This window comes from Enterobacter roggenkampii, from assembly GCF_001729805.1.
Taxonomy (GTDB): domain Bacteria; phylum Pseudomonadota; class Gammaproteobacteria; order Enterobacterales; family Enterobacteriaceae; genus Enterobacter; species Enterobacter roggenkampii.
In genome coordinates, this window is the sequence record NZ_CP017184.1 from 1,755,333 (window position 1) to 1,768,158 (window position 12,826).

The following is a 12,826-nucleotide window of genomic DNA, read 5'->3' on the forward strand; positions in this document are numbered from 1 at the left end:
TATGCGTAAAGGGCGTATTGCAGCGCTGGTATTGACGATGATGATTGTGGGGTGCAGCTCGCGCCCGGCGATCCCCGTGAACGATGAACAGACGCTGGTGATGGAATCCTCCGTGCTTGCCGCGGGCATCACGGCGCAACAACCCGTGCTGACCATCAGTGAAATCAATTCATCTGCCTCCTCTACGCTCTTTAATGAAAGACATGAACCCGTGACGGTCCACTACCGTTTTTTCTGGTATGACGTAAGAGGTCTTGAAATGCATCCGCTGGAGGCGCCGCGTAGCGTCACCATTCCGGCCAGATCGTCGGTAACGCTCTATGGCAGCGCCAACTATCTGGGTGCGCATAAGGTGAGACTTTATCTTTATCTCTAAGGGGTGAACCTTGATTAAAAACTTGAGCCGCTATGCGCTCGTGACAGCTTTCGCGCTGTTCCTGGCGGGGTGTGTGACCCGAACTGAACAGCCAGCGCCTGTGGAAGAGGCGAAACCGGGCACTGAACAGCCGACACAGCCAACGCAGCCGCAGCCAACCGTGCCGTCCGTACCGTCTATACCGGCACAGCCAGGTCCGATCGAGCATCCAGACCAGACGTCGCAGCCCACGCCGCGCGTGCGCCATTACGACTGGAACGGCGCAATGCAGCCCATGGTCGGCAAAATGCTGCAGGCACAGGGCGTGACGGCAGGCAGCGTGTTGTTGGTCGATAGCGTGAACAACCGTACCAACGGTTCGCTGAACGCGGGTGAAGCGACAGAAACCCTGCGCAATGCGCTGGCAAACAACGGTAAGTTTACGCTGGTCTCCGCCCAGCAGCTCGCGGTAGCCAAACAGCAGCTTGGCCTGTCTCCACAGGACAGCCTCGGCACACGCAGCAAGGCGATCGGCATTGCCCGTAACGTTGGCGCACAGTATGTGCTGTACTCTAACGCTACCGGTAACGTGAATACACCGGCCCTGCAGATGCAGCTGATGCTGGTTCAGACAGGCGAAATTATCTGGTCAGGTAAAGGTGCGGTTACGCAACAATAACAGCTCGCGCGAAAAGATTCTGACGCGCTATTTTCCTCAGTACCGCCTTATCGCGCCGCAGGCCCACTCCGGGCTTGGCGGCGCGAGTTGCATTATAGCGCAGGGGGAACGACGCCTGGTCTTGCGGCAACATCACGACCCCTATGCGCCTGCCTCCCATTTCCGTCGTCAGTTTCGCGCCCTGAGGCGTCTTCCGTCAGATCTCGTGCCTGCCCCTCGTTTTTTCAGCGAGAGCTGGATGGCCATCGACTATCTGGACGGTGACGTGAAAAGCGCGCTGCCGGACACGCCGGCGCTCGTGGCAATGCTGTATCATCTGCACCGGCAGCCACGTCTGGGATGGCGAATCACGCTATACCCGCTGCTTGAACGCTACTGGCAGCAGGCCGCGCCTGACAGACGCACTCCAGTGTGGCTGGCACATCTCAAGCGGTTGCGTAAAGCAGGCGAGCCGCAGCCGATTCGGCTATCGCCGCTGCACATGGATGTTCATGCCGGAAATATTGTGCATACGGCAGAGGGCATCAGGCTCATCGACTGGGAATACGCCGGAGATGGCGATGTGGCGCTGGAGCTGGCGGCAGTCTGGACGGAGAGTGACGACGCGCGGCAGACGCTTATCAGGAACTACGCCGAGGTGGCGCACATTGACGCCGACGCGCTGAGGCGTCAGGTCAAACGCTGGCGGCCATGGGTCGTCATGTTAATGGCTGGCTGGTTTGAAATGCGCTATCAGCAGTCAAGAGACAAACTTTTTATTGCGCTGGCAGACGATGCCTGGCGTCAGTTATAAACGAAAGGATAAGAGAGGTGGATGTGGGTCCAGTCATGTTGGATGTAGAAGGGTTTGAACTGGATGCGGAGGAGCGTGAAATTCTGGCGCATCCGCTGGTGGGGGGCCTGATCCTGTTTACCCGCAACTATCACGATCCGGCGCAGCTGCGCGAGCTGGTGCGTCAGATCCGCGCCGCGTCGCGCAATCATCTGGTGGTCGCCGTCGATCAGGAAGGCGGCCGCGTGCAGCGTTTTCGCGAAGGGTTTACCCGCCTGCCGGCGGCCCAGTCTTTTGCCGCGCTGCTCGGCACGGAAGAGGGCGGGACACTGGCGCAGGAGGCCGGCTGGCTGATGGCCAGCGAAATGATTGCCATGGATATCGACATCAGTTTTGCCCCGGTGCTGGACGTGGGGCATATCAGCGCCGCCATTGGCGAGCGCTCCTACCATGACGATCCGCGCATTGCGCTGGCCATGGCGACCCGCTTCATTGACGGCATGCACGATGCCGGGATGAAAACCACCGGGAAACACTTCCCTGGCCACGGGGCGGTAACGGCGGACTCGCATAAAGAGACCCCGCGCGATCCGCGTCCGGAAGCAGAAATTCGCGCCAAAGATATGTCGGTGTTCAGGTCGCTTATCACCGACAACAAGCTGGATGCCATCATGCCTGCGCACGTGATTTACAGCGACGTTGACCCACGTCCTGCCAGCGGCTCTCCGCACTGGCTGAAAACCGTTCTGCGTCAGGAGCTGGGCTTCAATGGCGTGATTTTCTCTGACGATCTATCAATGGAAGGGGCGGCGATTATGGGCAGCTACGCTGAACGCGGTCAGGCGTCGCTGGATGCAGGTTGCGATATGATCCTGGTCTGCAATAATCGTAAAGGTGCCGTTAGCGTGCTGGATAACCTGTCGCCGATCAATGCAGAGCGTGTTACACAATTGTATCATAAAGGTTCATTTAGCCGTCAGGAGCTGATGGATTCGGCGCGCTGGAAGACGGTCAACGCCCGGCTTGAAGACCTGAATGAGCGCTGGCAGGCACATAAAGCCAGCCTGTAAACCCTCCCGGAAGGCGTAGCGTGGTGAGAAGACGATGATCATCTATTTACACGGTTTTGACTCAAACAGCCCTGGTAATCATGAGAAGGTACTGCAGCTGCAGTTTATCGATCCGGATGTCCGGTTGATCAGCTACAGCACGCGCCATCCGAAGCATGATATGCAGCATCTGCTCAAAGAGGTGGACAAGATGTTGCAGCTCAACGTGGACGATCGGCCGTTGATTTGCGGCGTGGGGCTGGGCGGCTACTGGGCGGAGCGGATTGGCTTCCTGTGCGACATCCGCCAGGTCGTATTCAATCCCAACCTTTTCCCGAACGAAAACATGGAAGGCAAAATCGACCGCCCGGAAGAGTATGTCGATATTGCGACCAAGTGCGTCAGCAATTTTCGGGAGAAAAACCGTGACCGCTGCCTGGTGATCCTGTCGCGTAACGATGAGGCGCTCAACAGCCACCGGGCGGCAGAACTGCTGCATCATTACTATGAAATTGTCTGGGACGAAGAACAGACCCACAAGTTTAAGAATATCTCCCCGCACCTCCAGCGCATCAAAGCCTTTAAAACGCTGGGCTAAACCACAGCCTGCCACTTCAGAAACCCGGTCGCGAACGCGCACCGGGTTTCTTTTTGTCCAGAATTGTCTACTTTTAAGCCATCAAAACTTGATGCATATCAATTTTGGTATGACCAATGCGCCTGACGTGGTATTCTCAATGCACCTGAATGGTTTCAGTGCTGTAACCTGTTGTTAATTAAGGGTTATTTTTATAACTTTTAATTAACAATTGGTTAATAATTTGAGGGGGTCACGTTGACTACGCCATTGAAAAAGATAGTGATTGTAGGCGGTGGTGCTGGCGGGCTGGAGCTGGCGACACAGTTGGGTAAGAAGCTGGGGCGCGGTAAAAAAGCCAAAATCACGCTGGTGGATCGTAACCACAGCCACCTGTGGAAACCGCTGCTGCACGAAGTAGCGACCGGCTCTCTGGACGAGGGCGTGGACGCGCTCAGCTATCTGGCACACGCGCGCAACCATCATTTCCAGTTCCAGCTGGGCTCGGTGGTGGACATCAACCGTGAAAGCAAAACCATCACTCTGGCAGAACTGCGTGATGAAAAAGGGGAGCTGTTGGTTCCTGAGCGCAAGCTGCCGTACGACACCCTGGTCATGGCGCTGGGCAGTACCTCCAACGACTTCAACACGCCGGGCGTGAAAGAGCACTGTATCTTCCTCGATAACCCGCACCAGGCGCGTCGTTTCCATCAGGAAATGCTGAACCTGTTCCTGAAGTACACCAGCAATATGGGTGCGAACGGTAAGGTCAATATCGCCATTGTCGGCGGCGGTGCGACGGGCGTTGAGCTGTCCGCTGAGCTGCACAATGCGGTGAAGCAGCTGCACAGCTACGGTTACAAAGGGTTAACGAACGAAGCGCTGAACGTCACGCTGGTCGAAGCCGGTGAACGCATTCTGCCTGCGCTGCCTCCGCGTATTTCCGGTGCGGCGCACAATGAACTCACCAAGCTGGGCGTGCGGGTGCTGACGCAGACCATGGTGACCAGCGCCGACGAAGGCGGCCTGCACACCAAAGACGGCGAGTATATCAAAGCGGATCTGATGGTCTGGGCGGCAGGTATCAAAGCGCCTGACTTTATGAAAGATATCGGCGGCCTGGAAACCAACCGCATTAATCAGCTGGTCACGGAGCCAACGCTGCAAACCACGCGTGACCCTGAAATCTTTGCTATCGGTGACTGTGCCTCCTGCGCCCGTCCTGAAGGTGGATTCGTGCCGCCGCGCGCCCAGGCTGCACACCAGATGGCAAGCCTGGTCCTGCACAACATTCTGGCGCAGTACAAAGGCAAGCCAATGAAGGCCTATGTTTACAAAGACCACGGTTCTCTGGTGTCTCTGTCAAACTTCTCAACCGTCGGCAGCCTGATGGGCAACCTGATGCGCGGCTCGATGATGGTAGAAGGGCGCATTGCCCGCTTCGTGTACATCTCCCTGTACCGTATGCACCAGATTGCGCTGCACGGCTACTTCAAAACCGGGCTGATGATGCTGGTGGGCAGAATCAACCGCGTGATCCGTCCGCGTCTGAAGCTGCACTAATCTTTCACTCCCTCCGGGCTCTCCGGAGGGAGTTTTTAGCATTTCATGCTGTAGATCACAGTTTGACTGCTTAAGAGTTCTCCTAAATAGAATATATCTCCTCGCTATGCCCCTTTTTTGATCCTTTATCTGATTGGCGAAGCCGTGCCTCCATTGCAAAATTGTTACCAATAGCAACAAAGGAGGAAGTCCCGTGAATAAATCAATGTTGGCGGGTATAGGGATTGGCGTCGCGGCTGCGTTAGGTGTGGCTGCCGTTGCCAGTCTCAACGTATTAGACCGCGGCCCGCAGTATGCGCAGGTGGTTTCTGCTACACCGATTAAAGAAACGGTAAAAACGCCTCGTCAGGAGTGCCGCAATGTCTCCGTGACGCATCGCCGTCCGGTGCAGGATGAAAACCGTATCGCCGGTTCTGTTCTGGGTGCGGTAGCGGGTGGCGTGATTGGTCACCAGTTTGGCGGCGGCCGGGGTAAAGATGTAGCGACCGTGGTCGGCGCGCTGGGTGGCGGCTATGCCGGTAACCAGGTGCAGGGCGCGATGCAGGATAACGATACCTACACCACGACTCAGCAACGCTGCAAAACCGTCTATGACAAGTCGGAAAAAATGCTGGGTTATGACGTGACGTACAAAATTGGCGATCAGCAGGGCAAAATCCGCATGGATAAAGATCCGGGCACGCAAATTCCACTCGATGGAAATGGCCAGCTGGTTCTGAATAACAAAGTGTAAAAAAGATGTTCTCTGAATTTAGCTCCTCATGCGCTCAGGCTGAGGAGCTTTTTTTTTGCTTCAGATTTTGAGGAGCTCAGGCCACAGCCGCAGCGTGGTGTCGCTGATATTCTGTAGTTTTTCCAGCGTTGCCCCTTCACGGGCGCTGATCGACATCCCCTGCAAAATACAGCTCAGGTATTGCGCCAGCAGCTGAGGGTTGCACTGTGCAGGGATTTCACCGCGCTGCTGCCGCTGAGCCAGAAAGGCGCTCAGCGTCTCCTCCTGCATGGCATGACGCGATTTCACCGTATTGGCAATCTCTTTCGAGGACGCCGCCAGGGTGGCAGAGGTGTTAATCATAAAGCAGCCCGCAGGCGTGTCCTTACTGGTGAAGCAGGTCGCGACGGCGGTAAAGTAATCCCGAAGCGCCTGTTCGACGCTTTTCTCTTCACAAAACAGCTGGGCTTCGTGTTTCGCCGCAAAGCGCGAAATGTATCTGTCCAGCACTGCCCTGAACAGCCCCTCTTTATTGGTAAATTCGGCATAGAGCGTCGGCGCTTTGGCGCCGGTGGCTTCTACCAGATCGGAAAGCGAGGTTGCTTCATACCCATGTTGCCAGAAGAGAGTCATGGCCTTATCAAGCGCTGCATCCCTGTCAAACACTTTTGGTCGGCCACGGCTTTTCTTTGCACAACTCGTGACGTCGGTTGTCATGTGCCGTTGGTCCTCTGTTGGTTTGTTGAATGACCATTATAAAAATAAACGCAAGTCACCACCAGCGCTGAATGCTTAAAAATAAATTAATCATATGAGTATGAAAAATAACGACTTTAAAATTAAGTTAACGACTATTATAAAATTATGTTGACGTGTGAGATGGATCACATTTATGATTTACCTATCGATCGTTAACTAAATAGCTAACGACCTCCAAATTCATCTGCTAAAGGTAAACATCATGAAAAACGTAAAAACCCTCATCGCTGCTGCTGTCCTGAGTTCACTCTCTTTCGCAAGCTTTGCGGCTGTACAGGTACAGTCCACCCCGGTCGATCAGCATAAAGTCGGCACGATCTCTGCCTCTGCCGGGACTAACCTGGGTTCACTGGAAGATCAGCTGGCGCAAAAAGCGCAAGAGATGGGTGCAAAATCTTACCGCATCACCTCTGTGACCGGTCCTAACACCCTGCACGGCACCGCCGTCATCTACAAATAAGCCGGGCATAAACCCTCATTTATGCCACTGCAATAAAAAACGCCCTGCTTAGCAGGGCGTTTTTTTATTTATGATTTACATCGATTGCTGGATGACATCGTGATGCCGGGTGACGTCGGTCGGCATGCCTGAGCGGGCCTCAATTGCGCGCTCCATCACCTCGCTGTTGGTATTCGCATTCGTTTTAAAGCTTACCATCGCGGCATTCAGGTTAATGGGCAGCGTCTGCGGGTCATCGCCAATGTTTTTCGATAGCGGCTGATGAATTTCAACCAGCCGCACGCCGTCCGGCTCCTCAGAAACCTTGATCGGCGTATTGATGATATTGACTTTGGTACCCGGCGTAACGACGTTAAACAGCGTTTTGATATCGTCATCGCGCAGACGAATGCAGCCGGAGCTGACGCGCATGCCGATGCCAAAGTCCGCATTCGTGCCGTGCAGCAGGTAAACGCCGCCGTAGGCCGCCAGACGGATCGCGTGGTGACCCATCGGGTTATCCGGGCCTGCTGGCACCACGGCTGGAAGATCGATGCCCTGAGCTTTATACCGTGCACGAATATTGGCCGTTGGTGTCCAGGTTGGATTCGCGCGTTTATCCGAGACGGTCGTGACCATCGTCGGCGTCAGGGTGTCGCCGCCCAGCTGACCAATACCAATCGGGTAGACGGTCACCTCATTTTTACCCGGCGGGTAATAGTACAGACGCAGCTCCGCCAGATTTATGACGATCCCCTCACGCGGAGCGTCCGGCAGGATAGTCTGTAACGGGATAGTCAATACGCTGCCCGCGCGCGGGACGTAGGGGTCGACGCCAGGGTTCGCCTGCAGCAGGGCCAGAAAACCAACGTTATATTTTTTGGCAATGGCTTCCAGCGAACCGCCATTATTTTCAACCACATGAAAGCGGTTTTCCCCCACCACCTTGCTGCCGGGCGGAGGAAGGGGCCAGGTATTTGCGCGAGCGGGAAGCGCAACCGCAACGGTGGCTGCCAGCGCAAACAGGGTTAACCAGCGAGAAATACGCGAAGAGGTCATCATCACCATAATCCATGCAAATGATAAGGTTATTGTTTTATAAGGCGTTAACGATAATTATGGCGAATGGGTGTGTCGGGAAGATCGGGTGAAGTGCAAAGAGTTTGTAAATTGTCCCCCGTTAGCGCTGGGCTAACGGGGGAAGGGAGGTCAGGCGATCGCGTTCTCTTCCAGCTGGCGCATAAAGTTACGCACCCAGTCCATGCGGGTTTTGCGCTCCGTCAGCTCCTGGGTAAATTTCAGACGCGTTGGGCCATCCAGACGGAAATGCTGCGGCTGTTTTTGCAGCAGACCGATGAGCCACATCGGGTTGACGTGGTTCTTCTCGGCGAACTCAATCACGCCGCCTTTTTCGTTGCCTTCAAGCTTGCGAATGCCCAGCTTCTGCGCCTGCTGGCGCAGGCGCGCGATATCCAGCAGATTTCGCGCCGCATCGGGCAGCAGGCCAAAGCGGTCGATCAGCTCAACCTTAATCTCTTCCAGCTCGCTTTCCGTCTTCGCGCTGGCGATGCGCTTGTAGAACGACAGTCGGGTATTTACATCCGGAATGAAATCATCCGGCAGCAGGGAAGGCATACGCAGCTCGACCTCGGTCTGCTGGCTGGTGAGATCTTCCAGCGACGGCTCGCGCCCGGCCTTCAGGGCATCAACCGCGTTCTCAAGCAGCTCCATATAGAGCGAGAAGCCAATGGTTTCCATCGAGCCGCTCTGGTCCTCACCCAGCAGTTCACCGGCACCGCGGATCTCGAGATCGTGCGTGGCCAGCGCGAAGCCTGCGCCGAGGTCTTCCAGCGAGGCGATGGCTTCCAGACGCTTCTGCGCATCGGTGGTCATCGCTTTCGGATGCGGCGTCAGCAGCCAGGCGTAGGCCTGATGGTGCGAACGCCCGACGCGGCCGCGCAGCTGGTGAAGCTGCGCCAGGCCAAAGTGATCCGCACGTTCAATGATGATGGTGTTCGCCGTCGGAATGTCGATCCCGGTTTCGATGATGGTGGTACACACCAGCACGTTAAAGCGCTGATGGTGGAAGTCGTTCATCACCCGTTCCAGCTCGCGCTCGCGCATCTGCCCGTGACCGATAGCAATGCGCGCTTCCGGCACCAGCTCCGCCAGCCTGTCGGCCGCTTTCTGGATGTTTTCCACGTCGTTGTACAGGTAATAGACCTGACCCCCGCGCAGCACTTCACGCAGAATGGCCTCACGCACCACCAGATTATCGTATTCGCGGACGAAGGTTTTTACCGCCAGACGGCGCGCCGGCGGCGTGGCAATAATCGACAGATCGCGCATGCCGCTCATTGCCATGTTCAGGGTTCGCGGGATCGGCGTCGCGGTCAGGGTCAGGATATCGACGTCGGCGCGCATCGCTTTGATGCGTTCCTTATGACGCACCCCGAAGCGGTGCTCTTCGTCGACGATCAGCAGCCCCAGATCTTTCCACTTCACGTCGCTTTGCAGCAGCTTGTGGGTACCGATCAGAATGTCAATTTTGCCTTCGCTTGCCTGCTCCAGGATCTGCGTCTGCTCTTTGGTGCTGCGAAAACGCGACAGCATCTCGATGCGTACCGGCCAGTTGGCGAAGCGGTCGCGGAAGTTGTCGAAGTGCTGCTGAGCGAGCAGGGTGGTTGGCACCAGCACCGCCACCTGCTTGTTGTTTTCCACCGCAAGGAAGGCGGCGCGCATCGCCACTTCGGTTTTGCCGAAGCCGACGTCGCCGCACACTAAACGGTCCATCGCCAGCGGCTGGCACATGTCGCTCAGCACGGCGTTAATAGCCTGAGCCTGATCCGGCGTGGTTTCAAACGGGAAGCTGTCGCAGAAGAGCTGATACTGTTCCTTATCATGCTTAAAGGCGAAGCCCTCTTTGGCCGCGCGCTGGGCGTAGATATCCAGCAGCTCGGCGGCCACGTCGCGCACTTTTTCCGCGGCCTTCTGGCGCGCGCGCGCCCAGGCGTCGCCGCCCAGCTTGTGCAGCGGCGCGTTCTCTTCGGCACCGCCCGCGTAGCGGCTGATCAGATGCAGGGACGACACCGGAACATACAGTTTGGCGTCGTTGGCGTAGGTCAGCATCAGGTATTCACCTTTAATGCCGCCCGCCTCGAGCGTGGTCATCCCCTGATAGCGTCCAACGCCATGCTCCAGGTGAACAATCGGCTGGCCCGGATGCAGTTCGGCCAGGTTGCGGATCAGCGTGTCCGGGTTGATGGTTCGACGGCTGTCCTGACGACGGCGCGCGACGCGCTCGCCCAGCAGGTCGCTTTCGCAAATCAGCGCCAGGTTGTTGAGCGTGTCGATGAACCCATGCTCGGCGGCGCCAATCATCAGGTAACGGCCGTTTCCGGTCGCCTCGCTCAGGCGCAGGATGCGCTTCGGCGCCACCTTAATGCGTCCCAGCAGCTCACCTAACGCTTCGCGACGGCCTTCACTCTCAACGGAGAACACCACCGGGCCGGTAAAGGACTCCAGGAACTTGCGCAGATTATCCAGCGGGGATTTCTGCTGCGCCTGGACGGCCAGGTCCGGCAGCGTCCGGAAGGCGAGGTTGGTGTTGGCGGCCCTATCGGCAAGCGAATCGGTTTTCAGCTGCATGCGCGGCCAGCGCTTCAGCTCGGCGTTGAGCTCGTCGGTACGCAGCCACAGCGCCTCCGGCGGCAGCAGCGGACGCATCGGGTCAACGCCCCGGTTTTCGAAGCGAGCGCGGGTTTCGCTTTCAAAGCGGCTGGCGCTGGCGTCGATATCCCCGGTATTAACAATCAGCGTATTCGCCGGGAAGTAGCTGAACAGGGCAGGCAACGGCTCGCTGAAGAACAGCGGCTGCCAGTATTCGATCCCGGCAGGCAGCGTGCCTTTGCTGACCTGTTGATAAATATGTTCCGCGTCGCGCTTCACCTCGAACTTATCGCGCCACTGGCTGCGGAACAGTTCGATAGCGGTTTTGTCCGTCGGGAACTCATGTGCGGGCAGTAAATTGATGGACTCGACCTCCTCTAGCGTGCGCTGCGTATCGGCGTCGAAGACGCGCAGGCTGTCGATTTCATCATCGAAAAAGTCCAGACGATACGGCTGGTCGCTGCCCATCGGGTAAAGGTCGAGCAGCGCGCCGCGGGTCGCATATTCCCCGTGCTCCATCACCTGATCGACGTGGCGATACCCGGCGCCGTCAAGCTGCGCCCGCAGGGCATCACGGGACAGGCGCTGGCCTTTTTTCATTACCAGCGCGTGACCGTGCAGATAGCTGTGCGGACAGACGCGCTGCATCAGGGTGTTTACCGGCACAATCAGCACGCCGCGCTGCATGGTCGGGAGTTGATACAGCGTCGACAGGCGCGAGGAGATGATCTCCTGGTGCGGAGAGAAGCTGTCATAGGGCAGCGTTTCCCAGTCGGCCAGGCTGAACACCAGATTATCGGTGAACTGGCGAATTTCATCGTGCAGGCGCAGGGCGTTTTGCATATCCGGGGCAACCAGGATCACCGGGCCAGGATGACGCTCAGCAATTTCCGCCACCAGCGTGGCGCACGCTGCGCCCGTGAGTTCACCCAGCTGGCGCTGGTCGCCCGCTTTGACAGGCAAGGAATAACGATAGTGTTCAGGCATGGCTATGTCAGAGTCTCTTATGGATATACCAACAGTATTGGGGCATATCACTGATACGCAATGTCTTTATTATCCTCGATCGTTTTACATAAGCAAATCGTAACCGCACGGCGGGGTTATACGCCCCCGAAAGGGGGCGGAGAGGGCATTAACGAGTGGTCGGCGAGAGCGTAAGCGTCGAAGGCGGAGAAAAGAAAATGTCCCCGAACAGCGCGGTGGAGAGTTTACGCACCCCCAGCCCGGCCAGGGTACAGATAAGCAGGCTGGCAAACGGGTAGACCAGAATTAAGGTGAGTTCAGCCCAGAGCGGCCAGTAAGCGGCATTCATCTCGCCAATCAGGAACAGGCTAAAGGCCTCAATGAGGATGCGGTGGGTGGTATAAATCGCAATGGTATTGGAGCCAATCACGTTCAGCAGGTTGTCAGGGTGAACGGCATAGCGCTGCTCAACGCTGTAGAACAGCTTCATGATCAGCACAATCGACAGCAAGGAGAGCAGCAGCGGAACGTTAGCAAACCACAGCACCACGGAGACGGTGGCGAAAGCGCCCGTTGCCAGCCAGGTGCGGCGCAGGTTTAGATTTTTCATCCATGCCATCAGCTCAGCGCCATACCACGCCCCGAGGCTGTAGTAGATCATGTTGCGTACCACGCTGTTCATTCCCCACCACGGCAGCGGCAGGAAGTTGATCGCGATGCTTGCCAGCGCCAGCAGTCCCAGCATCGGCAGCTTCCAGCGGCTCAGCAGTTTACACAACGTGAAGTAGACCACCAGGGCATACAGATACCACAGGCTAGTGCTGGCGGTGAGCATCCCTTGCACAAATCCCAGGAGCGAATCGGCGTAGGCCGCGTTCGACGAGGTGGCAACCTCGCGATCGGGCGCCAGCCAGGCATTCAGGTGGGTCAGCGCCTGCCATTGCAGAATCCCCCACAGCGCCAGAACCCAGACAATGCTCCAGATTCGCTTGTCGAGGCTGGTTCGCCAGTCCACCTCGTCAATATAACGACGGATCAGATAGCCGGAGATAAAGAAAAAGACCGGCATACGGAAGGGGGCGAGATAGAGATTAAAATAGATCCAGCATTTGGCGAGAAGGCCAGAGAGCGGGTGTTGCAGCCCGATCAGGTGCGGATAAAACGTGATAACTGAATGGTAGATAACCACCAGGCATATACACAGCCCTTTTATCTGGTTAATCCATAATGCTTTTTGCTTCATTGTTCGCAACTACCTTATTGCCATAGACGAACGAGCAATTGTT

General features: G+C 56.7%; 12 protein-coding genes. 8 read left to right on the forward strand and 4 right to left on the reverse strand.

The window, feature by feature from the left end; translation table 11 throughout:
* The first annotated feature begins 1 nt into the window (after nucleotide 1).
* The 7 genes from BFV67_RS08180 (at nucleotide 2) to BFV67_RS08210 (ending at nucleotide 5,728) form a co-directional block, all read left to right on the forward strand.
* A complete protein-coding gene (locus tag BFV67_RS08180) occupies nucleotides 2-376 on the forward strand; it encodes a YcfL family putative periplasmic lipoprotein (RefSeq protein ID WP_008500785.1) in 375 nt (124 codons plus the stop codon).
* 10 nt (nucleotides 377-386) lie between these two features.
* Complete coding sequence (gene lpoB / locus BFV67_RS08185) at nucleotides 387-1,034, forward strand: penicillin-binding protein activator LpoB (protein ID WP_045326975.1); 648 nt, start codon at nucleotides 387-389, stop codon at nucleotides 1,032-1,034.
* On the forward strand, nucleotides 1,015-1,827 hold the full coding sequence (thiK, locus tag BFV67_RS08190; protein WP_063618317.1) for a thiamine kinase: 813 nt from the start codon (nucleotides 1,015-1,017) through the stop codon (nucleotides 1,825-1,827). The genes lpoB and thiK overlap by 20 nt, the downstream gene beginning before the upstream one ends.
* Before the next feature lie 23 nt (nucleotides 1,828-1,850).
* Nucleotides 1,851-2,876 carry a beta-N-acetylhexosaminidase gene (gene nagZ, locus BFV67_RS08195; protein ID WP_025911802.1) on the forward strand — a complete coding sequence of 342 codons (1,026 nt, stop codon included), beginning with the start codon at nucleotides 1,851-1,853 and terminating at the stop codon, nucleotides 2,874-2,876.
* Between the two features lie 34 nt (nucleotides 2,877-2,910).
* Complete coding sequence (gene ycfP, locus BFV67_RS08200; RefSeq protein ID WP_008500781.1) at nucleotides 2,911-3,453, forward strand: alpha/beta hydrolase YcfP; 543 nt, start codon at nucleotides 2,911-2,913, stop codon at nucleotides 3,451-3,453.
* Between the two features lie 237 nt (nucleotides 3,454-3,690).
* Nucleotides 3,691-4,995, forward strand: coding sequence for an NAD(P)/FAD-dependent oxidoreductase (locus tag BFV67_RS08205; RefSeq protein WP_008500780.1), 1,305 nt, complete (start codon nucleotides 3,691-3,693; stop codon nucleotides 4,993-4,995).
* Nucleotides 4,996-5,188: 193 nt separating this feature from the next.
* Nucleotides 5,189-5,728 (forward strand): glycine zipper 2TM domain-containing protein, encoded by a 540-nt coding sequence (locus tag BFV67_RS08210; protein ID WP_008500779.1) that lies wholly within the window; start codon nucleotides 5,189-5,191, stop codon nucleotides 5,726-5,728.
* 60 nt (nucleotides 5,729-5,788) lie between these two features.
* Here BFV67_RS08210 and comR read toward each other — a convergent pair whose 3' ends face one another.
* The gene (gene comR, locus BFV67_RS08215) at nucleotides 5,789-6,424 is read right to left on the reverse strand and encodes a TetR family copper-responsive transcriptional repressor ComR (protein WP_008500778.1); all 636 of its coding nucleotides are present in this window, start codon (nucleotides 6,422-6,424) and stop codon (nucleotides 5,789-5,791) included.
* 244 nt (nucleotides 6,425-6,668) lie between these two features.
* Here comR and bhsA point away from each other — a divergent pair, with 244 nt between their 5' ends.
* Nucleotides 6,669-6,926, forward strand: coding sequence for a multiple stress resistance protein BhsA (bhsA, locus tag BFV67_RS08220; RefSeq protein WP_008500777.1), 258 nt, complete (start codon nucleotides 6,669-6,671; stop codon nucleotides 6,924-6,926).
* Nucleotides 6,927-7,001: 75 nt separating this feature from the next.
* Here the strand turns inward: bhsA and ldtC are convergent, their stop codons facing one another.
* From ldtC to BFV67_RS08235, 3 genes are all read right to left on the reverse strand, one after another.
* On the reverse strand, nucleotides 7,002-7,967 hold the full coding sequence (gene ldtC / locus BFV67_RS08225) for a L,D-transpeptidase LdtC (RefSeq protein WP_069598128.1): 966 nt from the start codon (nucleotides 7,965-7,967) through the stop codon (nucleotides 7,002-7,004).
* A gap of 147 nt (nucleotides 7,968-8,114) precedes the next feature.
* On the reverse strand, nucleotides 8,115-11,561 hold the full coding sequence (gene mfd / locus BFV67_RS08230) for a transcription-repair coupling factor (protein WP_008500775.1): 3,447 nt from the start codon (nucleotides 11,559-11,561) through the stop codon (nucleotides 8,115-8,117).
* Nucleotides 11,562-11,709: 148 nt separating this feature from the next.
* Nucleotides 11,710-12,783 carry an acyltransferase family protein gene (locus tag BFV67_RS08235; protein ID WP_069598129.1) on the reverse strand — a complete coding sequence of 358 codons (1,074 nt, stop codon included), beginning with the start codon at nucleotides 12,781-12,783 and terminating at the stop codon, nucleotides 11,710-11,712.
* Nucleotides 12,784-12,826 lie beyond the last annotated feature (43 nt).